Annotated in this window: 27 protein-coding genes and 1 pseudogene; 25 read left to right on the top strand and 3 right to left on the bottom strand. The window is 69.1% G+C overall.

The window, feature by feature from the left end:
* Positions 1 to 261: 261 nt before the first annotated feature.
* From F784_RS0104425 to F784_RS0104375, 12 genes and pseudogenes are all read left to right on the top strand, one after another.
* On the top strand, positions 262 to 1,509 hold the full coding sequence (locus F784_RS0104425; RefSeq protein ID WP_019585498.1) for an argininosuccinate synthase: 1,248 nt from the start codon (positions 262 to 264) through the stop codon (positions 1,507 to 1,509).
* Between the two features lie 90 nt (positions 1,510 to 1,599).
* Entirely contained in the window at positions 1,600 to 2,130 is a 531-nt protein-coding gene (locus F784_RS0104420) for a GNAT family N-acetyltransferase (protein ID WP_019585497.1), read from the top strand.
* Positions 2,127 to 3,533, top strand: a complete 1,407-nt coding sequence (gene argH, locus F784_RS0104415; RefSeq protein ID WP_019585496.1) for an argininosuccinate lyase — start codon at positions 2,127 to 2,129, stop codon at positions 3,531 to 3,533. The genes F784_RS0104420 and argH overlap by 4 nt, the downstream gene beginning before the upstream one ends.
* Entirely contained in the window at positions 3,530 to 4,039 is a 510-nt protein-coding gene (locus F784_RS0104410; protein WP_019585495.1) for an HIT family protein, read from the top strand. Before argH ends, F784_RS0104410 begins: the two co-directional genes overlap by 4 nt.
* Positions 4,040 to 4,075: 36 nt before the next feature.
* Positions 4,076 to 4,582, top strand: coding sequence for a GNAT family N-acetyltransferase (locus F784_RS0104405; RefSeq protein ID WP_019585494.1), 507 nt, complete (start codon positions 4,076 to 4,078; stop codon positions 4,580 to 4,582).
* A 116-nt stretch (positions 4,583 to 4,698) separates the two neighbouring features.
* On the top strand, positions 4,699 to 5,169 hold the full coding sequence (locus F784_RS22290; RefSeq protein ID WP_019585493.1) for a GNAT family N-acetyltransferase: 471 nt from the start codon (positions 4,699 to 4,701) through the stop codon (positions 5,167 to 5,169).
* Between the two features lie 82 nt (positions 5,170 to 5,251).
* Positions 5,252 to 5,782, top strand: coding sequence for an N-acetyltransferase (locus tag F784_RS0104395; protein ID WP_019585492.1), 531 nt, complete (start codon positions 5,252 to 5,254; stop codon positions 5,780 to 5,782).
* A gap of 49 nt (positions 5,783 to 5,831) precedes the next feature.
* Positions 5,832 to 7,469, top strand: coding sequence for a hypothetical protein (locus F784_RS0104390; protein WP_019585491.1), 1,638 nt, complete (start codon positions 5,832 to 5,834; stop codon positions 7,467 to 7,469).
* A gap of 52 nt (positions 7,470 to 7,521) precedes the next feature.
* Positions 7,522 to 8,706, top strand: coding sequence for a glutamine-hydrolyzing carbamoyl-phosphate synthase small subunit (carA, locus tag F784_RS0104385; RefSeq protein WP_019585490.1), 1,185 nt, complete (start codon positions 7,522 to 7,524; stop codon positions 8,704 to 8,706).
* A 112-nt stretch (positions 8,707 to 8,818) separates the two neighbouring features.
* Positions 8,819 to 9,169: pseudogene (locus F784_RS26990) on the top strand (deoxyribodipyrimidine photo-lyase); the annotation flags it as partial.
* A 386-nt stretch (positions 9,170 to 9,555) separates the two neighbouring features.
* The gene (locus F784_RS26765; protein WP_019585489.1) at positions 9,556 to 11,127 is read left to right on the top strand and encodes a uracil-DNA glycosylase; all 1,572 of its coding nucleotides are present in this window, start codon (positions 9,556 to 9,558) and stop codon (positions 11,125 to 11,127) included.
* Positions 11,124 to 12,182: a DNA topoisomerase IB gene (locus F784_RS0104375; RefSeq protein WP_019585488.1), complete on the top strand. Its 1,059-nt coding sequence runs from the start codon at positions 11,124 to 11,126 to the stop codon at positions 12,180 to 12,182. The genes F784_RS26765 and F784_RS0104375 overlap by 4 nt, the downstream gene beginning before the upstream one ends.
* A 68-nt stretch (positions 12,183 to 12,250) precedes the next feature.
* Here the strand turns inward: F784_RS0104375 and F784_RS0104370 are convergent, their stop codons facing one another.
* The 3 genes from F784_RS0104370 to F784_RS0104360 all read right to left on the bottom strand — a co-directional run bounded on the left by F784_RS0104370 (position 12,251) and on the right by F784_RS0104360 (position 14,534).
* Entirely contained in the window at positions 12,251 to 12,673 is a 423-nt protein-coding gene (locus tag F784_RS0104370; protein WP_019585487.1) for a VOC family protein, read from the bottom strand.
* A gap of 21 nt (positions 12,674 to 12,694) precedes the next feature.
* The gene (locus F784_RS0104365) at positions 12,695 to 13,153 is read right to left on the bottom strand and encodes a MarR family winged helix-turn-helix transcriptional regulator (protein ID WP_019585486.1); all 459 of its coding nucleotides are present in this window, start codon (positions 13,151 to 13,153) and stop codon (positions 12,695 to 12,697) included.
* Positions 13,154 to 13,421: 268 nt separating this feature from the next.
* Positions 13,422 to 14,534 (bottom strand): alpha-hydroxy acid oxidase, encoded by a 1,113-nt coding sequence (locus F784_RS0104360; RefSeq protein ID WP_019585485.1) that lies wholly within the window; start codon positions 14,532 to 14,534, stop codon positions 13,422 to 13,424.
* A gap of 66 nt (positions 14,535 to 14,600) precedes the next feature.
* On the opposite strand from F784_RS0104360, the gene F784_RS0104355 reads away from it, so the two are divergent.
* The 13 genes from F784_RS0104355 (at position 14,601) to F784_RS0104295 (ending at position 25,142) form a co-directional block, all read left to right on the top strand.
* The gene (locus F784_RS0104355; protein WP_026332265.1) at positions 14,601 to 15,098 is read left to right on the top strand and encodes a DUF427 domain-containing protein; all 498 of its coding nucleotides are present in this window, start codon (positions 14,601 to 14,603) and stop codon (positions 15,096 to 15,098) included.
* 200 nt (positions 15,099 to 15,298) lie between these two features.
* Positions 15,299 to 15,709, top strand: coding sequence for a hypothetical protein (locus tag F784_RS0104350; RefSeq protein ID WP_026332264.1), 411 nt, complete (start codon positions 15,299 to 15,301; stop codon positions 15,707 to 15,709).
* 3 nt (positions 15,710 to 15,712) lie between these two features.
* The gene (pth, locus tag F784_RS0104345) at positions 15,713 to 16,327 is read left to right on the top strand and encodes an aminoacyl-tRNA hydrolase (RefSeq protein ID WP_019585482.1); all 615 of its coding nucleotides are present in this window, start codon (positions 15,713 to 15,715) and stop codon (positions 16,325 to 16,327) included.
* A 318-nt stretch (positions 16,328 to 16,645) separates the two neighbouring features.
* Entirely contained in the window at positions 16,646 to 17,692 is a 1,047-nt protein-coding gene (locus F784_RS0104340; protein WP_245557754.1) for a M42 family metallopeptidase, read from the top strand.
* Positions 17,693 to 17,727: 35 nt separating this feature from the next.
* Entirely contained in the window at positions 17,728 to 18,285 is a 558-nt protein-coding gene (locus F784_RS0104335) for a DUF4126 domain-containing protein (RefSeq protein WP_019585480.1), read from the top strand.
* 269 nt (positions 18,286 to 18,554) lie between these two features.
* Positions 18,555 to 18,950: a P-II family nitrogen regulator gene (locus F784_RS22285; protein WP_019585479.1), complete on the top strand. Its 396-nt coding sequence runs from the start codon at positions 18,555 to 18,557 to the stop codon at positions 18,948 to 18,950.
* Positions 18,947 to 20,245 (top strand): ammonium transporter, encoded by a 1,299-nt coding sequence (locus tag F784_RS0104325; RefSeq protein ID WP_019585478.1) that lies wholly within the window; start codon positions 18,947 to 18,949, stop codon positions 20,243 to 20,245. The genes F784_RS22285 and F784_RS0104325 overlap by 4 nt, the downstream gene beginning before the upstream one ends.
* A gap of 305 nt (positions 20,246 to 20,550) precedes the next feature.
* Complete coding sequence (locus tag F784_RS0104320) at positions 20,551 to 20,868, top strand: V-type ATPase subunit subunit G family protein (RefSeq protein WP_019585477.1); 318 nt, start codon at positions 20,551 to 20,553, stop codon at positions 20,866 to 20,868.
* Positions 20,865 to 22,883: a V-type ATP synthase subunit I gene (locus F784_RS0104315; RefSeq protein WP_157464969.1), complete on the top strand. Its 2,019-nt coding sequence runs from the start codon at positions 20,865 to 20,867 to the stop codon at positions 22,881 to 22,883. Before F784_RS0104320 ends, F784_RS0104315 begins: the two co-directional genes overlap by 4 nt.
* Positions 22,884 to 22,945: 62 nt before the next feature.
* Complete coding sequence (locus F784_RS0104310) at positions 22,946 to 23,254, top strand: V-type ATP synthase subunit K (protein WP_019585475.1); 309 nt, start codon at positions 22,946 to 22,948, stop codon at positions 23,252 to 23,254.
* 7 nt (positions 23,255 to 23,261) lie between these two features.
* Positions 23,262 to 23,831: a V-type ATP synthase subunit E gene (locus F784_RS0104305; protein ID WP_019585474.1), complete on the top strand. Its 570-nt coding sequence runs from the start codon at positions 23,262 to 23,264 to the stop codon at positions 23,829 to 23,831.
* Between the two features lie 11 nt (positions 23,832 to 23,842).
* Positions 23,843 to 24,823, top strand: coding sequence for a V-type ATPase subunit (locus tag F784_RS0104300; protein WP_019585473.1), 981 nt, complete (start codon positions 23,843 to 23,845; stop codon positions 24,821 to 24,823).
* The gene (locus F784_RS0104295) at positions 24,816 to 25,142 is read left to right on the top strand and encodes a V-type ATP synthase subunit F (RefSeq protein ID WP_019585472.1); all 327 of its coding nucleotides are present in this window, start codon (positions 24,816 to 24,818) and stop codon (positions 25,140 to 25,142) included. The genes F784_RS0104300 and F784_RS0104295 overlap by 8 nt, the downstream gene beginning before the upstream one ends.
* Positions 25,143 to 25,205 lie beyond the last annotated feature (63 nt).

Genomic DNA, 25,205 nt, shown 5'->3' with positions numbered 1-25,205 from the left:
CCGCCCTCCGTCCCCCCGGCCCCTTTCCGGTTGGGGGGACGCTGTGCCGTCCCCCGGCCCAACTCCCCTTGACCCCCCCGCGCGGGCCTGTTACCCTTCTGCATAGACATACGCTCTGGCGTATATCCATACAGAAACATGCTGACCCTGACCCCCCGACGCTGACGCCCCGGCCTTCCCCAGTGGACAGGCCGGGCGCGTCGTGCCGGGGTGTCTGCGTGTCCCGGACCGTCCCCTCATCACCCCGGAGAGAATGACACCATGACGAACGAACAGCAGGGCCAGGCCAGAGACAAGATCGTGCTCGCGTACAGCGGCGGCCTCGACACCTCCATCATCCTGAAGTGGCTCCAGACCGAGCGGGACTACGACGTGGTGGCCTTCACCGCCGACCTCGGCCAGGGCGACGAGGTCGAGGAGGCGCGGGTCAAGGCGCTGAACACGGGCGCGGTCGCCGCTTACGCCCTCGACCTGCGCGAGGAGTTCGTGCGCGACTACGTGTTCCCGATGTTCCGCTCCGCCGCGCTGTATGAGGGCTACTACCTCCTGGGCACCTCCATCGCCCGCCCGTTGATCGCCAAGAAGATGGTCGAGATCGCGGGAGAAGAGGGCGCCGTCGCCGTCTCGCACGGGGCGACGGGCAAGGGCAACGATCAGGTGCGCTTCGAGATGACCGCCTACGCGCTCAAGCCCGACGTGGTGACCGTGGCCCCCTGGCGTGAGTGGGAGTTCCAGGGGCGCGCCGACCTGGAGGCCTTCGCCCACGAGCACGGCATCCCCGTCCCGACCACCCAGAAGGACCCCTGGAGCACCGACGCCAACCTGTTGCACATCTCCTACGAGGGCGGCATCCTCGAAGACCCCTGGGCCGAGCCGCCCGCCCACATGTTCAAGCTGACGGTCAGCCCCGAGGAGGCGCCGAACGAGCCCGAGTACGTCGAGGTCGAGTTCGAGAACGGCGACCCGGTGGCCATAGGTGGGGAGCGGCTGACTCCCGCCGCCCTGCTCCAGAGGGCGAACGAGATCGGCGGGCGGCACGGGGTCGGGCGCGTAGACCTCGTGGAGAACCGCTTCGTGGGCATGAAGTCGCGCGGGGTGTACGAGACGCCCGGCGGCACGCTGCTTTACCACGCCCGCCGTGCCGTCGAGAGCCTGACCCTGGACCGCGAGGTGCTGCACCAGCGCGACGCGTTGAGCCCCAAGTACGCCGAACTCATCTACAACGGCTTCTGGTTCGCCCCCGAGCGCGAGGCGCTTCAGGTCTACATCGACCACGTGGCCCGCAGCGTCACCGGCACCGCCCGCCTGAAGCTCTATAAGGGCAACTGCATCGTGGTGGGCCGCCGGGCGCCGCGCAGCCTGTACGACAAGGACCTCGTGTCCTTTGAGGCGGGCGGCGACTACAACCAGCACGACGCGGGGGCCTTTATCAAGCTCAGCGCCCTGCGGATGCGGGTGCAGGCGCGGGTGGAGGCGAAGGCCGAGCAGAAGGAACCCGCGCAGGTCTGAGATGAAGTTGTCGCAGGGATATAGGGTGCGTCTGGCGACTGCTGGGGACGCGCACACGAACGAGCCGCCCCTAACGCTGGAGGCGACAGCGTGACTTTTACCCTGCGCCCCGCCGCCCCTGACGACGCCCCCGCCTTTCACGCGGTGATGATGGCGGCGGGTATGGACCCGCGCAGCAGTTGGAGCCGCACGCGGGTGGAGGACGTGGCCTGGAGCCTGGGCCAGGGCGGCGGCTTCCTGGCCTGGAATGGGGCGGAGGCCGTCGGCTGCGTCGGCTGGCGGCCCGACGGTGCGGAAACTCTGACCCTCAACAAGCTCGCCACCCGCCCGGAGAGGCGCGGACGGGGCATCGGCGCGGCGCTGGTGCGCGCGGTGGAGGAGGTCGCTGCCCGGGACGGGTACGGCCGCGTCCTGCTCGCCGTGAGCCAGTACAACCTTGCCGTCATCCCCTTTTACGAGCGCCTGGGCTACCGGGTGGACGAGTCGGTGGTGTACGCGCATGCGAACCCGGCGAGCCCGCCGCCAGTGGTGCTGGTAAAAGCCATCTTCTCTCCCACCAGGGGTGAGGGGGCGTCCGAGCGGCGACCCCGTTCGGTTCATGCCAAGGATGCAGAACAATGACGAGCACACAAGACAAGAAACTCTGGGGCGGCCGTTTCGCTGAGGCTACCGACGGCCTCGTTGAACTCTTCAATGCCTCCGTCTCATTCGACCAGCGCCTCGCCGAGCAGGACATTCGCGGCTCGCTTGCCCATGTGGTGATGCTGGGCCAGGTCGGCATCCTGACCCCCGACGAGGTGACGCAGATTCAGGACGGTCTGGAGGCCGTCCTCGCCGACATCCGCGCCGGAACGTTCGAGTGGCGCCTCGACCGCGAGGATGTACATATGAACGTCGAGGCGGCCCTGCGTGACCGGATCGGCCCGGTGGCGGGCAAGCTGCACACGGCCAGGAGCCGCAATGATCAGGTGGCGGTGGACTTCCGGTTGTTCACGAAGGAGGCGGCGCTCGATCTGGCGGAAAAGACGCGGGCGCTGCGGGCCGTGATAGTGGCGGAGGCGCAGCAGCACCTGACTTCGGAAGGGGGAGAGGCGGTCATTCTCCCCGGCTACACGCACCTTCAGGTCGCGCAGCCCATCCTCTTGAGTCACTGGTTCATGGCCTACGCCGCCATGCTGGAGCGCGACGAGGGCCGCTTCCGGGACGCCGCTGGCCGGATGGACGAGTCGCCTCTGGGCTCATCTGCCCTGGCGGGGACGCCCTGGCCCATTGACCGCCACGCGACCGCTGCTGCTCTCGGCTTCTCGCGCCCGACTGCCAACTCCCTTGATGGAGTGGGGAGCCGCGATTTCGCGCTGGAATTCATGTCGGCCAGCGCCATTCTCGCCGCGCACCTCTCTCGCCTGTCCGAAGAACTCATCCTCTACTCGACCTTCGAGTTCGGCTTCCTGACACTGCCCGACTCGCACACGACCGGCTCCTCGATCATGCCGCAGAAGAAAAACCCCGACGTGTCCGAACTCGCGCGGGGCAAGGCAGGCCGCGTCTTCGGGAACCTGATGGGCCTGCTGACGGTCGTGAAGGGCACGCCTCTCGCCTACAACAAGGACCTTCAGGAGGACAAGGAGGGCGTGTTCGACTCGTACGACACCCTGAGCATCGTGCTGCGCCTGTACGCCGACATGCTGCCGAAGACGGTCTGGCACGCGGAGGTGACGAAGGCGGCGGCAGCGCGGGGCTTCTCGACCGCCACCGATCTCGCCGACTTCCTGGCCCGCTCGGGCGTGCCCTTCCGCGAGGCGCACGAGGTCGTGGGCGGGCTGGTGGGCCTTGCCAGCCGCACCGGGCGGCAGCTCTGGGACCTGAGCGACGAGGAGTTGCGGGCCGCCCACCCCCTGCTGAGCGCCGATGTGGCCCGTGCCCTCACCGTCGAGGAGAGCGTGAAGTCGCGCCGGAGCTACGGCGGCACGGCTCCCGAACGTGTGCGCGAGCAGGTGGAAATGGCGAAGGCGGCGCTCTCGTGAAGGTGACCGTGAACCTGGACGGCACTCTCCTGGAAAAGCGGGAGGAGGAGTGGGCGCACTGGCTGGCGCACGCGGGGGAGAATCCGCTCGTGCCGGACGTGGCCGGACGGCTGACCGCCGACGGCTTCACCATCCAGAACGACCTGTGCGTCTACAGCCAACTCGCCCCCCAGTACGCCGAGGGACTGCCGTTCTCCGGGATCATCGTGACCAAACGCCCCTGCCCGACCGTCTTCGAGATGACGCCGGGGGAAGTAGCGGCGGCTCACGCCCTGCTCGCCGAGGTGAGGGCGCATCTGGACGCGACCGTCCAGCCAGACGGGTACACGGTGGGCTGGAACGTCTGCCCGGCGGGTGGTCAGCACATCCCGCACGTTCACCTGCACGTCATTCCTCGTTGGAACACGGACGCGGCAGCGGGCGCAGGGCTGCGGTACTTCCTTAAGGCGGCGGCGCGGGAGGCCGAGCGACGACCTGGGGAGCCTGCCGTTCCCGAGCCGACCTGAATTTATACCTTCCCTCTCCTCCCGGAGGCCTCCGACATGACCCTCACTGACATGCACGTCAAACTCCGTCAGGCCACGACCGGGGCCGACCTCGACACCCTGCGTGACCTCATCCTGGCCGTGGGCCTGAGCAGCGATCGGGGCACCATTACCGTGACGCTGGACGGGTCCACCTACTGGATCGCCGAACTCGACGGCGTGCCGGGCGGTTGCATCGGCCTGGAACACGGCGAGGACGCCTCGCTGATCCGCTCGACCGCCGTGGTGCCGGGGGCGCGCGGGCAGGGCCTGGGCCGGGCGCTGGCGGAGTCGGCCCTGACCTACGCCACCCTGCGGGGGGACCGCGCGGTCTACCTGTTTTCCACCGACGCGGGGCCGTTCTGGCAGTCCTTCGGCTTCGAGGAGGTGCCCGTGGCTGAACTCGCAGCGGCGCTGCCCCACACGCCCCAGGTCCTCAGCGGGCTGCAACGCGGCTGGATCAAGAATGAGGTGGCCTGGAAACGGACCCTGAATGTGCCCGCCGGGGAGGCTGGCCGTGCCTGAACACGCCCCGACCCTCCTGCCCGGCGGGGTGCGCTATGCTGCGCGCACGCACAATTCAGCCGCGCCGGACACCTGCGTGGGTGACCCCGGCACGACCCCCCCCGGAGGACATTTCCATGACCGACCCGAACATTCAGATTCGCCTCGCTGGTCCCCAGGACAAGGACACTGTCACCCGCGTGATGCAGGAAGCCGGGCTGGAAACCGAGGCGGCACTCGCCGACGGCACGACCTACTGGATCGCCACGCGGGGCGGTCAGCCGGTGGGCGCCATCGGCCTGGAGCACGGGGACGGCGCCTCCCTGCTGCGAGGCGCGGCGGTGCTGCCGGGCGCGCGGGGGAGTGGGCTGGGCCGCCGGCTGGTCATGAGCGCCATTCAGTTCGCCCAGGGACGCGGCGACCGGGCGATTTACATGTTCAGCAAGGGCGGAGACTGGAGCAACTTCGGCTTCCAGCAGGTGCCCCTCGCCGTGGTGATGGGCGAACTCCCCGATGCCCCGCAGATTCGCGCCTACCGCGCCCGCAGCGAGCGCCCCGGCGGCACAACCTGGATGCGCCCGCTGGACCGCAACGCCAGCAAGGCGTAACTGGAACTGCGGGTTGGGGGTGGGCCGGAGGGAGAGGCGTTCTCACCGCTCCTGACCTTCAATCCACCCCCGGGGGTCGCCCATGACCCTCCTCACCCTGGACTCCATCGCCATTCCCGACCTGCACTCGGGGGCCCCGCTCTCCACCCGCAAGGCGCGGCTGAGCGACATCGACGCCATCCACGAGCTGATCGGCTACTGGGCGGCGCGCGGGCTGATGCTGGTGCGTTCCAAGGCGCTGCTCGCCGAGACCATCCGCGACTTCCACCTCGTCCTGGCCGAGGGGCACGAGGGAAAGCCTGGGGGGCTGGCGGGGGTGTGCGGCCTGCACATGCTCGCGCCCGACCTGGCGGAGGTGCGTGGGCTGGCCGTTCACCCGAACATGCAGGGGCGCGGGCTGGGCAAACAGCTCGTCGAGGCCTGCGAGGCCGAGGCGCGCGAGATCGCCCTCCCCGCCCTCTTCGCCTGGACATACCAGCAGGGCTTTTTCGAGAAGTGCGGCTTTACCCGGATCGAGAAGACGAACCTGCACCCCAAGGTCTGGAGCGAGTGCCAGCGGTGTGCGTTCTTCGAGAACTGTAACGAGATTGCGATGTACAAGGAGCTGGAGTGAGGCAGATGTGCGTCCCCAGTATGCCGAGCTCACGGCTAGGATGGGGGCTATGAGACTTCCCCTCACGGCTGCCCTGACCACGCTCCTCGCCGTCTCCGCTGCCGGGGCTGCCCCGCTGGCCGAGCAACTTCCGGCGGGGGCTCTCCTGACCCTGGAGACGCGGAACGCCGCGCCCACCTTTGGACGTGTCGCGGGTCTGTTGGAACGTGCGCTGGGGGTGGACGCCGAGGGGGAGGCGGGGCAGACCGTCCAGGGGCTTCAGGCGATCCTGGCCGACTCGCTGGGGCAGGAAGCGGCGCTCGGGGTGTTCACGGTGGGCCAGGGGTCCAACTTCTCGCCGGAAGTGCTGGGCGTCACGCGGGCGGGCGACCTCGCCTCCGAGTTCTTCGGGGCGCAGCTTCCCAAGGTACCCGGGGCGCGGGTGGGAGCGTATCCCCTCGTGCGGGCGGGGAACGTGTTCGCTGGGCAGGCGGGCGGCCTGGTCTACTTCTCCACCGACAAGACGCTGCTGATGAATTACCTGGGGCGGCTGGGGGGCAAGGCTGCCCCGAAACTGGGCGATTCCGCGACCTACACCACACCTACGCGGACGGTGGGCAACCAGGAGCTGAGCCTCTTCCTCAACTTCTCGGGGATCGCGAAGGTCGTTCGGGGGCAGTTCGCGCGCTTCGGGCTGCCCCGGCTGCTCTCGCCCATCGTGGACGCGGTGGACACGCTGGGGCAGTACGCGGCGGGCTTCACAACCACGGCGGCGGGGCTCACGGCCCGCAGCGCCCAGGTGCCCAACGCGCAGGGCAAGGATCAGCCCCTGCGCCGCATCCTGACCCACACCACCAACTTCCGCGTGCAGGACGTGATTCCCGCTGATGCTGAGAATGTGTCGGCGAGTGCGTGCGCCCCTGAGCAGCCCGCGTATGTGGCCCGCTGGCTCACCCGGGTGGACCTGCTGGAGCCCTTCGGGTTCCTGACGGACAGCCAGCTCGCCAACTACCTGGAACGGAGCAGCCAGTATCTGGGGGACGAGTGCGCCCGGGTCACCCTGGCGGGCGGGAGCCGGGCGGGGCTGAACACGAACGATCCCCTCGCTGCCCTGCGGTACTCCGTCACCTACCAGCGCGTCACCGAACGCGCCGCCGCGGAAGCGCAACTGCCCGAGTACGCCGCGAGCGTGAACGCTGCCCTGGCGGGGCTGAAAGGCAACCTCGGGGGCCTGTTCAAGGGGCTGACTGGGTCGTTGACCTCCGGTGAGCAGAGCCCAGCGGAAGCCGCGGCCCTGAACACCGCCAACCGCAGCCTGGAGGACCTGACGAACGCTCTCGGCCGCCTGAAGATGGTGTACGGCTTCCGCGGCGACTATCTCGTCACGGCCTACAACGAGGAGGCGCTGCGGGCCGCCCTCGCCGGGGGTGCCCCGACGCTTGGCACCAGCGACGCCTTCCGGGCTGCGGGCATCAACCTGACGAATGCGGCGGGGTGGAGCTATGGCCGCAACCTGCCGGACCTGAGCGCGGCGGACTTCCAGGCCGCCCTTGCTGCGGCGACGACCGGCGGGAACGCGGACCCTATGCTCGGCCGCTTCTCCAATGTCTTCGCCGACCTCATCAACCGGTATGACGGCATGACGTCACAACGCTCCTTGCAGGGCGGTGTCATCATCGGTCAGTCGTCGGTCCAGTACCGCTGGTGACCGGCGCCGACCATGAAGCGCGTCCCGTGAGGCGCGCATGGAGGGCTTATCTATGATCAGAAAAGAACGGGCGATCCTGGCCCTGGAAGACGGCACGGTGTACCGCGGTTACGCTTTCGGGCACCGCGGCGAGACGGTCGGCGAGGTGGTCTTCAACACCTCCATGACGGGTTACCAGGAGATCATGACAGACCCCTCGTACAACGGGCAGATCGTGACGATCACCTATCCCCACGTGGGCAACTACGGCGTGGCGATCTACGACATGGAGAGCAACAAGCCGTACGTGCGCGGCTTCATCTCCCGAGAGTTTTCGGGCGAGTATTCCAACCACCGGGCGCAGCAGTCGCTTGAAGCCTTCATGCAGCAGTACGGCGTGGTGAGCATCCAGGGGATCGACACCCGCGCCCTCGTGCGGCGGCTGCGGACGGGCGGCGTGGTCAAGGGTGTGATCGCCCACCGCTCGTACACTCACCCCGGGGACCCCTACGGCGAGTTCACCCCCGCCGAGGAGCAGGTCTACGTCCAGCGCGCCCGCGACCATCAGGACATCGACGGGCACGACATGACGCGGGAGGTCACCACCCCGCTGCCCTACGCCTTCCCCACGCTGCGGCACGGCAAGCGGGTCGTGCTGATGGACTTCGGGATCAAGCACACCATCATCGAGCGGCTGTCGGAGGTCGGGATCGAGCCCATCGTCGTTCCGGCGCACACCACCCCGGCGCAGATCATGGCCCTTCAGCCGCACGGCCTCTTTCTGTCGAACGGCCCCGGTGACCCCGCCCCGCTGGAGTACGCGCACAAGACCGCCTGGGAACTGATGGGCCTGCTGCCCACCTTCGGCATCTGCCTGGGGCACCAGATTCTGGGGCTGGCGGCGGGCGGCCAGACCTTCAAGATGAAGTTCGGGCACCGGGGCGGGAACCAGCCCGTCAAGAACCTGCTGACCGGGAACGTGGAGATCACCTCCCAGAACCACGGGTACGCGGTGGACATCGAGTCCATCCCGAACGGCTCGTTCGTCGCCACGCACGTCAACCTCAACGACGGCACGCTGGAGGGCATGGCGCACAGCCGTTACCCCGTCTTCTCGGTGCAGTACCACCCGGAGGCCAGCCCCGGGCCGCACGACAGCCGCTACCTCTTCGACCGCTTCATCGAGGAGATTGACGCCTTCGACGGGGCGAACGGCTCGCCCGTGGTGAAGGCCGTGACGGGGAGGCTGGGCGTCTAGGCTTCTCGTGATTGAGGGCGGGTCGTCCAGAGAGGCGGCCCGCTTTACCTTTTCCTGAGTGTGGGCGGGCGCCTACCGTCCACGCGGATGAGGTGGGGGAGACTCCTCCCCGATGCCCCGTCCGCCCAGCGGTCCCCCGGTGCAGGTCGTCTGGTTCAAGAAGGACCTGCGCGTGCGCGACCACGCTCCCCTGATTCGGGCAGCGGAGCGCGGGCCTGTGCTGCCCCTTTACCTCTACGAGCCCGAGCAACTCCACCACGAGGAGTTCGCCGGGCACCACCTGACGTATCTGAACGGCTGCCTGGCCGAGTTGGACGAGCGGCTCCGGGTGCTCGGCACTCCCCTCGTCGTACGCCGGGGCGAGGCGGTCGCCGTGCTGGAAGAACTGTCCGAACTCGTGCCCATCGGCGGCCTGTGGGCACACGAGGAAACCGGGAATGGGGTCAGCTACGGGCGGGACCGGCGAGTGCGGGCCTGGGCGCGGAAGCGGGGCATTCCCTTCACCGAACTGCCGCAAAGCGGAGTGGTGCGGAGGTTGCGCGACCGGGACGGCTGGGCGGACACGTGGGAGGAGAGAATGGCGGCGCCGCTCGTCCCCACGCCCTCCGCTTTGAGGGGGACGGACCTCTCACCCGGCGGCTTGTGTACCCACGCGGAACTGGGCGTCCCACCCAACGACAAGCTCATCCTTCCTGGTGGAGAGTCAGTCGCCCACGGCATCCTCGACTCGTTCCTCACCGTGCGCGGGGTGGACTACCAGCGCGAGCTGAGCAGTCCCCTAACCGCCGAGGAAAGCTGCTCTCGTCTCTCAGCCCCCTCGCCTTCGGGACCATCTCGCTGCGGGAGGTCGTGCAGGCGACCCGGCGGCGCCTCGCGGCGGTCAGGGGTGAACCGGACGCTGATCCCCGCTGGGTGCGCTCCCTCCGCTCCTTCGAGAGCCGCCTGCACTGGCACTGCCACTTCATCCAGCGCCTGGAATCCGAGCCGGAGATGGAGTTTCGGAACCTCAACCCGGTCTTTGACGGCCTTCGGGAGCCCCACTGGGATCAGGAGTTCTACGACCGCTGGTCGCACGGGCAGACGGGGTATCCCCTCGTGGACGCCTGCATGCGGATGCTGCACGCGACGGGCTGGCTCAACTTCCGCATGCGCGCGATGCTCGTCTCCTTCGCCTCGCAGCACCTGTGGCTGCACTGGCGGCCGATTGGTCTCTTCCTGGCGCGGCAGTGGCTCGACAACGAACCCGGCATCCACTGGTCGCAGATGCAGATGCAAAGCGCCACGGTGGGCATCAACCGCGTCCGCATCTACTCGCCCACCCGGCAGGCGCGGGAGCAGGACCCGGATGGAACCTTCATCCGCCGCTGGGTGCCGGAACTCGCGGACGCGCCCCTGGATTTCCTGCACGCCCCGTGGGAGTGGAGCGGCTCGGCGCGCCTGGATTACCCGCCGCCCATCGTCGATGAAGGAAAAGCCGGGGCCGCCGCGCGGGCCAGAATCTATGCTGCGCGGGAGAGTGCAAGCTTCGAGGCCGAGGCCCGGCGCATCTACGGGCGCCACGGCAGCCGCAAAAAGGCCGTGCTGCGCGCCGAGCGGGCCGCCCGGGGCCTGCCGCCCAAGCCCGAGAAGCCGCCCCGAACTGCCCCGAAACGGAGATCCCCACCCATGAGTGACCAGCCCGACCTGTTCGGCCTCACGTCCAGCGACCCCAAGTCCGGGGTCCCCAAACCCATCCTGCCCGCCGGTCTTCCCGAGTCGTGGCAGCGCGCCCTCGCCCCCGAGTTCGCCGCGCCGTACTTCCACACCCTCAAGGATTTCCTGGTCGAGGAACGCCGCACCCACAACGTCTTTCCGCCCGCACCCGACGTGTTCAACGCCCTGCGCTACACGCCGCTGGAGAACGTGAAGGTCTTCATCCTGGGCCAGGACCCTTACCACGGCCCCGGGCAGGCGCATGGCCTGGCCTTCAGCGTGCGGCCCGGTGTCCGTCCGCCCCCCAGTCTCGGGAACATTTACAAGGAGTTGCAGAGCGACGTGGGGTTCAAGCCGCCGCGGCACGGCTACCTGCACCACTGGGCCGAGCAGGGCGTCCTGCTGCTGAACGCTGTCCTGACCGTTCGCCAGGGCGAGCCCAACAGCCATGCGGGCAAGGGGTGGGAGCAATTCACCGACGCCGTGATCCGCGCCGTGAACGACAAGCCCACGCGGGTCGTGTTCGTGCTGTGGGGCGCCTACGCCCGCAAAAAGGCCAAGCTCGTCACCAACCCGCAGCACGTCATCATCGAGTCGGCCCACCCCAGTCCCCTCAGTGTGGCGAAGTTCCTGGGCACACGGCCCTTCTCACGGGTAAACGCCGCGCTGGAGGAGGCGGGGGAGACGCCGATTGACTGGCAGTTGCCGATGGAGGCCCGCGAGTCATGACGAGCCGCACCGAAATTCTTCAGGACGAATACCTCCGCCGCGAGGGCAACAAGCCCGACGAGTTCCGCTACTTCTGGCCGGACGGGGAGGAGTACACCGACGAGGAGGGCATCGCCCGCATCTCGGCCCTCGCCGTGCCGCCCGCCTACGAGGGCGTGTACGTCTCACCCGACCCCGACGCGGAGCTTCAGGCCTTCGGGCGCGACGCCGCCGGGCGCCTCCAGTACCGCTACCACTCCGACTTCGTGCAGGCGGGGGCGCTGAAGAAGTGGCAGCGGCTGGCCCGATTTGCCGACGCCCTGCCCACCCTCCGACAGGCGACCGCCTCCGACCTGCGCCTCTCCGGCCTGCCCCGGCGCAAGGTCCTTGCCGTCATGACGAGGCTCCTTCACGTCGCCCACTTCCGGGTGGGCAGCGACGCCTACATGCGTGCCCACAAGACCTACGGCCTCTCCACCCTGCGGCAGCGGCACGTGAAGCTGGAAGGGGGCGCCATCACCTTCCACTTCCGGGGCAAGCACGGCATCGAGCAGCACAAGACGGTGCGGGACCGCACGCTCGCCACCAACGTGGAGCGGCTGCTCGAACTGCCCGGTCCCTGGCTTTTCCAGAGCGTGGACGACGGGGTTCGAACCCGTGTCCGTGCCCCCGATCTGAACGCCTATCTGCGCGAGGTCATCGGCCCCTTCACCGCCAAGGACTTCCGCACCTGGGGCGGCACCCTGATCGCCGCCGAATTCCTGGCCGAGGCCGGGCCGCCCGAGTCCGAGCGGCAGGCCCGCAAGACGCTGGTGGAATGCGTCAAGTACGTCGCCGAGGACCTGGGCAACACCCCCGCCGTCACCCGCGGCAGCTACATCTGCCCGGTGATCTTCGACCGCTACCAGGAGGGCAAGGTGCTGGACGACTACGAGCCCCGCGCCAACCGCACCGAGCCCGAGCTGGAGGGCCTGACCCGCGCCGAGGCGGCGCTCAAGCGGATGCTGGAAAGCGAGAAGGCGCTCAGGACGCCGAGGACGAGAAGGAGACAGAAACAGCAGGTGGAGGCGGCTTAGGGTTGGGGCGGGCTTCGCTGGCGCTCAGCATGACAACGCTTCTGCGCCCCGCCGCACCGGACGTGGAGCTACCCGTCCGCCGCCTGCCCAGCCCAGGGACTGCCCTCCGGTGCCGGGACCCACTGGACCAGTTGCAGGATCACGCCGTTGGGGTCCGAAACCTGGAAGTAGCGCTCGCCCCACGGCTCGGTCTCGATGGGCGTGACGATGGGCACCCCTTCGGCCCGCAAGCGCGCGTACTCGGCGTCGATATCGTCCACCACGAAGACGACGAGCAGCCCCTGCCCGGCGCTTCCGGCGATGTGCCGCGGCTTGAAGGTGGACAGGCCCGTTTGCAGGAAGATCAGGTTGAATCCCGCGTCCCCCCGGGTCAGGGACGCCACGCCTTCATATTCCATCTCGGGCACGAAGCCGAAGTGCCGTTGCAGGAACTCGGCGGAGGCGCGGAGATCCGGCACGTTGAGCGACAGGGCCGACTGGGTGATCTGCATGGTTGTTCCTCCTGGGGGAGATCAGGGGGCCGGGTTCGCGTCCTGCTCCAGCCGCTCGCGCAGGGCACGGAGCGTGGTCAGCGCGGCCTGGAGGGTTTCTGAGGTCTGCCCTTCACCCATCCGGTTGGCCCACTCGGCCTGTGCGGGGATGAGGTGGGCGGCAGCGGCCTCTCCTTTCGCCGTGAGCTGGACCAGCCGGGCGCGGCGGTGCCCCGGATTGTCCACGTAGGCTAGAAAACCGTCCCGCTCCAGGGCGTCGGTGAGTTGCTGCACGCTCTGCCGCGCCAGACCCATGACCCGGCTGATCTGCGCCACCGTAACGGGACCGTGTTCCACCATGCCCAGCACCTGCCAGCGAGCACTGCTCAGCCCCAGGGGACGGGTCAGGCGGTCGCCCGCGTCCAGCAGCCGTCCGTTCAGCCGAAAGACCTCCAGCAGCAGGTCGGTGAAGGCGGCCCCCTCCGCCGTAAGTTCGGGCATGGAGGTTCAGCCTAAGCTCCTGACAGGTTCCTGTCAAATTTGAGTAACGGCAGGCAGACTTTTGGCTCTACTCGGAGCCACCTCTGGAAGCTGCCCGGATGGGGCGAGGTCGCCGGTTGGGCGCCCCCTCACCCCTGGCTGCGCCAGGCCCTCTCCGCGAGCGGCTCTACGAGTCACACGAGGGGAGCGGGTCAGAACCGCCCGAGGGGCAGAGGCACCAGGGCGTTGTCCTTGCTTGAGATCAAAGCCTGAATGGGAGGCGCTGTGCTCACATCCGCACCAGGTCCCGCCCCACCTGCCCGATGTTCTGCTTGCCGCACAGGGCCAGCGCCAGCCGCACCTCGTCGTGGAGGAGGTCGAGGGTGCGCCGCACGCCTGCTTCTCCTCCCGCCGCGAGACCCCATAGGGTGGCCCGGCCCAGGAAGACGGCTTTGGCTCCCAGTGCGACGGCCTTCAGAACATCAGTCCCCCGCGTCACCCCGCCGTCGAGATAGACCTCGACGTGCCCCGCGACCGCTTCCACGACCTCCGGCAGCGCCTCGATGCTGCTCACGGCGGTATCCAGTTGCCGCCCACCGTGGTTGCTGACCCAGACGTGGCAGGCATGCTCGGCGGCGAGCAGGGCGTCCTCGGCGGTCAGAATGCCCTTGAGCACGATAGGCAGGGACGTGACCGAGCGCAGCCACGCCAGGTCGGCCCAGGTGAAGGTCTTGGAGATCAGTCCCTGGAAGTAGTTCACGAGTTGCGACCCGGACTCCGATTCCAGCTCGGCCAGGCGCTCCCGGCTCCCCACGTTCGGGACCTTCAGGTGCGGCGGCAGGGCGAAGCGGTGGCGTTCGTTCGGCTCGCGGCGGCCGACGAAGGGGGCGTCCACCGTCAGCACCAGCGCCCGTGCGCCCGCCATCTCCGCCCGGCGCACGACCTCGGCGCTCAGCTCGCGGTCGGTGTATGGGTAGAGCTGGAACCAGAAGCGGCCCGGCGCCTCCCGCGCGACCTCCTCTATGGGCGTGTTGGAGAAGGTGCTGAGCGTCATCACGCTGCCCGCCGCGGCGGCCGCCCGCGCCGTCGCCCGCTCCGCCTCCGGGTGGGCGAGGCCGTGAAAGGCGCTGGGGGCGATCCCGACCGGGAGGCTCAGGGGCAGGCCCAGCACCTCGGTCCGGGTGTCCACGTTGGACACGTCCACCAGCATCCGGGGGCGCAACCGGATACGGCGAAAGCCCTCGCGGTTCGCCGCCAGCGTCACCTCGTCGTTCGCGCCGCTGGCGTAGTACTCCAGCGCGTTGCGATCCAGGCGGGAGCGGCCCAGCGCCTCGATGTCAGCGAGGTTCACCGTGCCGCTCAGCTCGGGAGTCTCGGCGTCCGGCAGATTGACGGTGGTCATGGGCTAGGCTACCCGATGGGGGGAAGGCCGACAGCCCGGATCGGCGGGAGCGATCACACTGCCCCCATGCCGCGTCCCCAACCCGTCAAGCCCGGTCCCGGTCAGGAGAGCGTGTGGGACTACCCTCGCCCTCCCCGGCTGGAGCGCACGGCCTATCGCATCGAAATCTGGCTCGGTGGGGTGAAGATCGCTGAGACGACCGAAGCCTTTCGCGTCCTGGAAACGAGCCATCCCCCCACCTACTACCTGCCGCGCGCGGCCTTTCTGCCGGGCGTGCTGACCCCCGCGGGCGGCGGCAGCGTCTGCGAGTGGAAGGGCGGGGCGTCGTACTGGACGCTTCAGGCTGGAGGAAAAACAGCTCAGGGTGCGGGCTGGAGTTATGAACGTCCCACTCCTGCTTTCCGGGAGATCGCGGGCCATATCGCCGTCTATGCGGGCCGGATGGACGAGTGCCGGGTGGACGGCGAGCCCGTCATTCCCCAACCAGGCGGCTTTTACGGCGGCTGGATCACGCCGGACGTGGTCGGGCCATTCAAGGGGGAGCCGGGCACGCTGGGCTGGTAGAGTTCGGCACGTTTGGCGACCGTCCGCTGGCCCGCCGTTTTCCTCGCGCCGCACGTGCTGGAGCGGAATAGGGCGTGAGGGTGAGGACGCTCATCCCCACCATGCACGTACGGATGAAGACAGTTGTGGCCTCCTTCTCCAGCGCGAAATTGGGGGACAAGGACCGGGCCGACCTCGCCGCCCCCTGCTACCCTTGGCCCATGACGGCTACGGACGCTCAGGTACGTGCGCGGCTCACGGCGCTGGCGCAGGCGCTGCGGCATTTCCACTCGGCGCTGCTCGACTTTGCCAAGGGCGAGTACGAGTTCCTGCACGGTCCAGTGGGGGGACCCTTCGCGCTGTACTCACTGGTGATGAACGACCCCTCCTTTCAGTGGCTGCGGCCCCTTTCGGGCCTGATGGCGACGCTCGACGAGGTGCTCGATACCAAGGACACTGTGCTGACGGACCGCAACGTGCAGGACGTGCGTCAGGCGCTGGGCCTCCTCTTCGCCGAGACCGACACCCGCTTCGCCGACTTTCGTGCTGGGTACGCGAGGGCGAGGGGCGAGGCCCGCGTGCGCGAGACCGAGGCCCAGTGGCGCGCTACCCTGAACAGCCTGGAGGCCTGAACCTTGAACCTCGTCGTCGGCCTGGGCAATCCGGGCGCGCAGTACGCGCGGACCCGGCACAACGTCGGCTGGCTCGTCGTGGACGAGGTGGCCCGCCGCTGGGGTGCCATCTGGCGCAAGGACAAGGATGCCGAGGTGGCCGAGGTGCGGGTGGGCGCGGCTCCGGGCGCCAGGGTCCTCCTCGTCAAGCCGCAAACCTTCATGAACACGTCGGGCAAGGCAGTGGGGCCGCTCGTCGCCTTCTACAAGCTGGAGCCGGACGGCCTCCTGGTGGTGCAGGACGACCTCGACAGCCCCTTCGGCCTCCTCAAGTTCCGGCTGGGTGGGCGGCACGGCGGGCAGAACGGGGTGCGCGACCTCATCCGCGTGCTGGGGACCGAGAAGTTCCCGCGCCTGAAGGTCGGCATCTCCCGCCCCCCAGCGGGCTGGGACCCGGCCGACTGGGTCCTCAGCAAGTGGCGCGAGGAGGAGGCGGGCACCCTCGCCGAACTCGTGCGGCTGGGGGCGGACGCGGTGGAGGTCTGGGCCACGCAGGGGCTGGCAGAGGGGCAGGCCCGCTTCAACGGGACGGACCTGCGGCCGAAGCCGGAACCCGAGGCAGTGCCCTCGGTGTCCTAATCAGGTGAGTACCCCCTGGCCGGGAGCCATTCACCTGTGCCGACGGCCCGGTCAGCTTTGGTCACCTCCCTATTCCAAGTCTCAAACACCCGCGCTGGAACGTAATCTTTTGCCCCTCCCCCTTGAGGGGGGAGGCTGGGACTCGGAGAGCTGCTGGCAGAGGGGGTGAACGGGCACGCCCCCCCAACGCCGCAGAACCCCACTGCCTCAGAAAACGGGCCGGACCACTGGTCATGCTCACCAGCCGTCCGCCTGAGTCGAACAGCGGCCGGTAGAGATTCGATCAACCCTCTCCCCGTGCGGCGTATCCTGGCCCGCGTGACCACAACTGAACTGCGGCTGGACCTTCTTCGTCAGCTCTCCGACCTCAACGGCGTGCCGGGCAACGAGGACGCGGTGCGTGACCTCGTGCTGCGCGAGCTGGAGGGCCTGGCCGACGAGGTGCGGGTGGACGCCCTCGGCAACGTGTTCGCCCTGCGGGGCGGTGAGGGCGAGGGCAAGCGCGAGCGCGTGATGCTCAGCGCCCACATGGACGAGATCGGCTTCCTGGTGAGCTTCATCGACGAGCGCGGCTTCCTGCGCCTCCAGGCGCTCGGCGGCTTCGACACCCGCAACCTCTTCGCCCGCAACGTGACGGTGCAGACGCGCGGCGGCCCCCTCCCGGGCGTGATGACGCCGGGCGGTAAACCTGTCCACATCGCCACGCCGGAAGACCGCAAGAAGGTGCCCGAGGTCAAGGAATTCTTCGTGGACCTGGGCCTGGACGGTGAGGAGGTCAAGCGGCGCGTGCGGGTGGGCGACATGGTCACCCTCGACCAGACGGCCCGGCAGGTGGGCAAGCTCACCGTGGGCAAGGCGATGGACGACCGTGCCAGCGTGTTCCTGCAACTGGAGGTGCTGCGCCGCTTCCGGGACACCCGCCCCCGGCACGATGTGGTCGCCGTCTTCAGCGTGCAGGAGGAGGTGGGGCTGCGCGGCGCCACGGTGGCGGCCTACGGCGCCGAACCCACCCTCGGCATTGGTCTGGACGTGACCCTGGCGGTGGACACCCCCGGCGTCGGGCCGGAGGAGGCGGTCACCCGCCTGGGGGACGGCATCGGCATCAAGGTCTTCGACTCCACCATGATCTCGACCCGCTGGCTGGTGGACGACCTCGTGGACCTCGCCGAGCGGGAAGGCATCCGCTACCAGCTTGAGGTGCTGCCGCTGGGCGGGACGGACGGCGCGGCGATTCAGAAGTCGCGGGCGGGTGTGCCCAGCGTGACCCTCAGCATCCCCACCCGCTACATCCACACCATCGTGGAAGCCGTCCACGAGGACGACCTGCGGGCCGGGGTGGACCTGCTCGCGGCCTACCTGCGCTGAGGCAACCCCGGGGAGCGGGGCGCGTATAGGGAGAGATGGAACTGCTGTCCGGGTTGCTCTCCTCCCTCGGCCTGTCGGGCGCGGCGGGTCTGAACGCCTATATCCCGCTCCTCGTCGTGGGACTGCTCTCCCGCTCCGGCGTGCTGCACCTGAGCGCGCCCTACGACCTGCTGGGGAATCCCTGGGTGCTGCTGGGGGTCGGGGTGCTGGGCCTGCTCGACTTCGTGGGCGACAAGATTCCGGGCGTGGACCATGCCCTTCACCTCGTCGGCGGGGTGGTGAACGCGGCGGCGGGGGCGGTGCTTTTCACGGCTCAAGCCGGAATCGCGGACGTGCCCCCGGCGCTCAGCCTGGCGCTGGGCCTGCTCGTGGCGGGCGGCGTCCACACCACCCGCGCGGCCATTCGCCCACTGGCGACCGCCACAACGGGCGGCTTGGCAAACCCGGTCGTCAGCACCGCCGAGGACGGGGCGAGTCTCACCCTCAGCCTCCTCGCGGTGTTCGCCCCGCTGCTCGCCGCGCTGGGGTTGGCGGGCGTCCTCGTCCTGGCCTACCGGCTGTGGGCAGGGAGGCGGGCACGCCGAGTGACCTGAACAATCCAACGCAACAAGGGGGGGAGAGGCCGAGGGGGCTTCTCCCCTCAGCCTTGTGGCCTCCCGAATTCGTCCCGTTGTTCAGAGGGTTCTCCACAACCCGCACTTCTGTCACCTCTGACCTCTCGCTAAACCCGCTCGATCTGCAATCTGTTCGCATCAGTCTGTACATCTGTTCAACTTTTCGTTGACATCCCGCACCTCTCCTCCTACCCTGGCTCCATGCAGGGATGCGAACACTGCAAATTGAGCGGGAAAAAGGAGACGCCATGAAACTGATCACGGCGGTCGTGCGGCCCGAACGGGTGCAGCAGGTCAAGGAGGCGCTGTTTCAGGCGGGGATCAGCGGGATCACCCTCAGCCGCGTCTCGGGGCATGGCGGCGAGCAGGAGGTGGTCGAGCACTACCGCGGCACCCGGGTGATGATCGAATTCCGCGAGAAGGTGGAGTTCCGCATGGCCGTCTCCGAGCCCTTTGTGGACGTGGCGATCCGCGCCATCTGCCAGGCCGCCCGCACCGGCGAGGTGGGCGACGGCAAGATCTTCGTGCAGCCGCTGGAACGGGTGATCCGCATCCGCACCGGCGAGGAGGACAACGCCGCGCTGACCCCCGTCACCGAGACGAAGCTCACGCCGGGCGTCCCGGTCCAAGGAGCCCTGCCATGAAGAAACTCCTGCCCCTGCTTCTTCTCCTCGGCGGCGTGGCCCTCGCGCAGGATGCCAAGCCGGAACTCAACGCGGGCGACACGGCCTGGATGCTCGCCTCCGCCGCGCTCGTGCTGCTCATGACACCCGGGCTGGCCTTCTTCTACGGCGGCCTGACCCGCGCCCAGAGCGTGCTGAACACCATGATGATGAGTGTGGTGTCCATCGGCCTGGTCGGCATCGTCTGGATGGTCGCCGGATACACCCTCGCCTTCGGGGAGGGCGGCAATGCCTTGATCGGCGGGCTGAGCCACCTGGGGCTGGAAGGACTGAAGGACCAGCTCAGCGGCACCATCCCGTCGTACGTCTTCGCGGCCTTCCAGGCGATGTTCGCCATCATCGCGCTCGCGCTGGTGAGCGGCGCGGTGATCGAGCGGATGCGCTTCGGGGCCTTCATCCTCTTCGGCGGGCTCTGGAGCCTGCTGATCTACTCGCCGCTGGCCCACTGGGTCTGGAGCGCGGACGGGTGGCTGTTCAAGCTCGGGGCGCTGGATTTCGCGGGCGGCACGGTCATCCACATCGCGGCGGGGATCAGCGCCCTGGTCGCGGCGATGGTCCTGGGATCGCGGATAGGCTTTCCCCGCACGGCGCACGTGCCGCACAACGTCCCCTTCGTCCTGCTGGGTGCGGGATTGCTGTGGTTCGGCTGGATGGGCTTCAATGCCGGAAGCGCACTGAGCGCCGGGCAGACGGCGGGGCTGGCCTTTATCACCACGCTGGTCGCGCCCGCCGCCGCCATGCTGACCTGGCTGGGCTGGGAGAGCAGCCGCAGCGGCAAGCCCACCGCCGTCGGGGCCGCCACCGGTCTGGTCGTGGGCCTGGTCGCCATCACCCCTGCCTGCGCGTTCGTGAGCCCCTGGGCCTCGGTCATCGTGGGAGCCCTCGGCGCGACCGCCTCCTTCTGGGCCGTGCAGTACAAGCACGCCATGCGGGCCGACGACTCGCTCGACGTGTTCGCCTGCCATGGCGTTGCGGGCATCGTGGGGGCCATACTCACTGGGGCTCTCGCCTGGACGACCGGACAGGGCAAGCCGGTGGGCGAGCAGGTTCTGATCCAGCTCGTCGGCGTGGCGGCCAGCGTGGTCTGGACGGGCCTGGGCTCGCTGATCCTGCTGCGGCTCGTCAGCCTGTTCACCCCGCTGCGCGTTCCGGCCAGCCAGGAGATCGCGGGCATCGACATCAGCGCCCACAGCGAGCAGGGCTACAGCGAGAACGAGACCGGCCTGGGCGCCCCGGTGTTCCTCGGCGGCGACTGAAGGGCACCCCTCCTTCCGACCCTCCACGTCCTCCTGCCCCCGGCCGCATCCCCGGGGGCGGGACTTTTCCCGGCACCCGCGCCATCTGAGGATGATTGTCCTCGGCTAAAACGAACCTTATGGTACTATCTGCGCGGGCTTGACAGCACTCTTCGTCGGGCCCGTGATTCTACAAGTGGGCTCGTGCCCTGGTGCGCTCCATTCCCCGTGGGTGGAGCGCCGTGAACCACGGAAGCCGGACACTGGAGAAGTCAAGTGAGCCGCATTTCTACAAGACCGTGTTGTGAGGAGAAAGGAGGAGCGATTTGGACGCCGCTAGTCGAATCCTGAGTGAACTCGCCACCCGCGAGCGGGCTCTGGACGCGCAGTTGGAGGCCGCCCGAGCCGAGGCGCAGCGCGAGGTCGAGGCCGCCGAGGCGCAGGCCGCGCGCATCCTGCAAGACGCGCAGGCGCAGGCCGCGCAGATGCGCCGCGAGTTCGAGGAGGTGCTGGCCGGGCAGACGGAAGCGATCCGCGCCGAGGCCCGCGCCCACGCGCAGCAGGAGGTCGGGGCCGTGCAGTCCCGCAGCGAGGGCAAGCTGGGCCCCGCCGTCGAGCACATCCTGAGGGCGGTGCTGCCTTGATCAGCCGGATGCACCAGGTGATCGTCGCGGGCCGTCAGCGTGACAGCCGCGAGGTCATGGCTGCCCTGCAAGGGGCGGGGGTGCTGCACATCGTTCCCCTCGACGCCGAGGGGTTCGAGACCGGGCCGCTGGGCGGCGCCGCCGCCGACGAGCGCCGCAACACCGAGCGCCTGCTCGCCCGCACCGAGACCACCCTGGGGGAACTCGGCGCCGTGCGTGGCGCGTCGGCCCCCCTGCTCCCCGAGGGCGAGTGGGCAGCGCGGGTGGAGGAGGTGGCCCAGCCCGCCTCGGCCCTGGGGGCGCGCGAGAGCGAACTCCAGGCCGACCTCGACACCCAGGGCGCCTACGGCGAGGTCGTGCGCGTCCTCGCGCGGCTGGCGGGCGGCGTGGACCAGAGCCGCCGCCTCGCGCTGCTGACCTTTACGGTGGGGGCGCCCGAGGAACTGCGCGGGGTCGAGGACGCCCTGCGCGCGGACCTCGGTGACCGCTTCGCCCTGGCGAGCGACCGGGTGAACGAGCGCGTGGTCGCGGGCGCTCTGGCCGTGCCGCGCGCCGACCGTGAGAAGGCCCGCGCGGCACTCTCGCGTGCCCGGGTGGGCGAGCTGCGCCTGCCGGGCCGCTTCGACGCGATGCCGGTCGGCGCCGTTCAGGCCGAGTTCGAGCGAATCGCCCGCGAGAACCCTGGGGCGCTGGATCAGCTCCGGGCCGAGAAGCGGCGCCTCGCGGACGCCCACGGTCCCGCGCTGTTCGCCATCCGCGACGCGCTGGCCGACCGGGTCGCCATCGACGACGCGCGCTCGCAGTCGGCGCGCGGCAAGTACGGCTTCGTCCTTCAAGGCTACGTGCCCGACGAGGGCCTGGGCGCCTTCCGCGCGGCGCTGGACGCGATGAAGGGCCGCGCCCTGTACGAGGTGCAGCCCGTCAACGAGCACCACGCCGAGACGGTCCCGGTGAAGCTGCGGAACAACAGCTACGTGCGGAACTTCGAGTTCCTGCTCAACATCTCCGACCCGCCCCGCTACGGCACCTTCGACCCCTCGTGGGTGGTGGCGGTGTTCTTCCCGCTGTTCTTCGGCTTCGTGGTCGCGGACATCGGCTTCGGGCTGCTGTTCCTGATCGCCTCGCTGTGGATGCTGGCGCGCAGCCGCCGCGGCCAGAGCTTGCCGGTCGGCCTGCTGGGCACCACCCTCGACCCCAAGACGCTGTACCAGGTCGGGTACGTGCTGCGGACCATGAGCCTGTGGAGCATCCTCTGGGGCATTCTCACGGGTGAGTTCTTCGGCAATGTGCTGGAGAAGCTGCACGTGTTCTTCGTGGACCCGGCCCTGACCCAGCGACTGTGGGGCGTGCGGCTCGGCGAGGCGGAGCATACCTCCGGCCTGATCCCGATCCTCTTCCCGCGCACCCTGCCGGAATTCAGCACCACGGTGCTGCTCATCTGCCTGATGCTGGGCATCGTGTTCCTGTTCTGGGCGTGGGGCCTGCGCGCGCAACTCAGCCTCAAGCACCGCCACATGCACCACTTCTGGGAGGCCGCGGGCATCCTGGGCGGCATGGTGGGCCTGGTGTCGCTGGCCTTCATCTCGCAGGCGGGCCGCGATTTCGGCGCTCTGGGGAACTTCAGCGACTGGCGCGTCCTGGTGATGATCGCGGGCTTCGTGATCTTCCTGCTGGGCGTCGTGCTCGCCCGCGCGCCGCTGATGCTGATCGAGATCCTGTCGCAGGGCGGCTTCATCATCTCCTTCACCCGCCTCTTCGCGGTGGGTGTGGCGGCGGCCATCCTCGCCAATCTCGCCACGGACGTGGGCTGGGGTCTGGGCGGCACGTTGCCGATCATCGGCCCGATTCTGGGAATCATCGTCGGGTTCCTGGTGCACTCTTTCCTGTTCGCCCTCACGATTCTGGGGCACATCATGCAGCCTCTGCGTCTGATGTGGGTGGAGTACCTCAACCCCACCGGCTACTTCCAGGAGAGCGGCCCCCGCTACCAACCCTTCGCTCGCAACCTCAAGTGACCCCCCATTCACACGGTCATTTGACGCCCGCACCTATGACAGCCACCTTTCGGAGGAACCCCATGAAGAAACTCGTCAAGTACCTGCCCGCCCTCACCGCCGCCACCGTCGCCAGCTCCGCGCTGGCCCAGGAAGCCGCCGCTGGCGCCGCCACCGGTGACGCCAACGCCGCTGGCCTGCGCGCCATCGGCGCGGGCCTCGCGCTGGGTCTGGGCGCCGTGGGCACTGGCCTGGCGCAGGGCCCCATCGGCGCCGCCGCCGCGGGCGTCGTTGCCGAGCGTCCCGAGAAGTTCGGCCAGATGGCGATCTGGTTCTTCATCCCGGAAACGCTCGTGATCTTCGGCTTCGTCGGCTTCTTCCTGCTGCGCTGAGGATCCTATGAGCCTCGGTGACATCCTCGAAAATGAAACCCGCGACGAGATCGCGCGGATCCGGGCGCAGGCGCAGGAGCGCTCGGCCGCCATCCTCGCCGCGGCGCGGGAGCGGGCGACCGCCCTGCTCGACAGCCAGAAGCGCAGCCTCGATGCCGAACTCCAGGCCGGGCTGACCCGCGCCCGCAGCGCCGCCGATCTGGAGGCGAACGCCCAGCGTCTGGGCGCAGCCGACCAGGTGCAGGCCCGTGCCTTCCAGCAGGCGGAGGCCGAACTGCGCGGCGCCCCCGCTTCCCCCCAGTACCCGCAGATTCTCGCGCGGCTGATCCAGGAGGCGAGCGCGGCCCTGCCGAACGCCGAGGTGGTGGAAGTTCACCCGAACGAGGTGACGGCCGCCCAGATGGCGCTCGCACAGCTCGGCGTCCAGGCCCAGGTGCGCCCCAACCCCGCCATCGAGACGGGCGTGCGGCTGGTCGGGCGCGGCGGCAAGACGAGCGTGCAGAACACGCTGCTCGGCCGCCTGCAATCGGGCCGCGACTCCTTGACGGCGGAGGTCGCGCGCCTCCTGAACGGCTGAGGGGAGGGACTTTGACCAACCCTTACGGTTACATCAACGGCCGCGTGCGGATGCTGCGCGCCGACCTGCTGCCCGGTCGCGTCATCGACGACGCGGCGGGGGCCGGGAACTACGCCGAGTACCTGCGCGTGGTGTCGGAGACGCCGCTGCGCGAGGATATGGGCGACGCGACCGCGCAGGACGCGGGCCTAGCGGAACTCGACTCCGCCCTGAGCCGCAACTACCTGCGGAGCATCCAGCACCTGCGCTCCATCGCGGTGGGGCAGCCCGCCCGCGAGGTGGAAGCCCTGCTGCTGCGCTACGACGTGCTCAACGCCAAGACGCTGGTGCGCGGGGTTCAGGCGGGCCGGAACAGCGAGGATATCCTCACGGCCCTGGTGCCCGCTGGGACGATCCCCTGGCCCGTGCTCCAGGCGGCGGCAACCGCGACGGATGTGGCCTCGCTCGCCCAGACCCTCGCGGTGGCGGGCGGCAAGATCGGCGGCGTGCTGCGGTCGGCGGTCAGCGCGGGGGCGAGCAGCCTGCTCGACCTCGAAGTCGCCCTCGACCAGGGGTACTACCGCACGGTCCTCGCGGGCGTGCGCGGCGTGAACGTGCGCCGTTACTTCACCCGGGAGATCGACGTGCGGAACGTCCTGATCGCGCTGCAACTGCGCGGCGGAACGCCTTCCTCCCGCTACTTCATCCCCGGCGGGCGGGACGTGACTGAGGCCGACTTCCTGCGCGTCGCGGGGGGCGACAACACCCTCGGCGACCCCTACCTTCAGGCCATCCTGGAGGCGCCGGACCTCGCCAGCGCCGAACTCGTCGCCCGGCGTCAACTCGACGAGGCCTCGCGCAACGTCGCTATGAGTGACGCGCTGGGTGCGGGCATCGTGTTGGACTACCTGCGCCGCAAGGAGCAGGAGATCGCCAAGCTGCGCCTGATCGGGCGCGGAAAGTTCTACAACCTCCCCGCCGAGGAACTCAGGAGGGAACTCGCCGATGCATAGGGTCGTCGTGCTGACCGACCACGAGACCGCGACCGGCTACCGCCTGGCGGGCAGCGAGGTCGTGGAAACCACCCCTGCCGCCGCTGAGCGGGACCTGGAACGCCTCATCACCGAGGGGAACTACGGCCTGGTCGCGGTGGACACCGGCCTGATCCCCGACCCGGCGACGGCCACCGCCCGCATCATGCGGGGCCGGGACCTCCCCATCCTGCTGCCCATCCCCAGCCTGCGGGACGCCTTCGCCTCCGACACGGTGGACGCGAAGGCCTACATGGGCAAGCTGGTGCGGGACACCATCGGATTCGACATCAAGCTTTAATGTGAGGAGTCCAGAAGCGGAGGCGTTGGGGTTGGGATTGTCCTGACGCCTCCATTCGCACCC

Origin of the sequence: Deinococcus apachensis DSM 19763 (genome assembly GCF_000381345.1) — a bacterium.
GTDB classification, from domain to species: domain Bacteria; phylum Deinococcota; class Deinococci; order Deinococcales; family Deinococcaceae; genus Deinococcus; species Deinococcus apachensis.
This window is presented reverse-complemented; position numbering and strand designations above follow the sequence as displayed.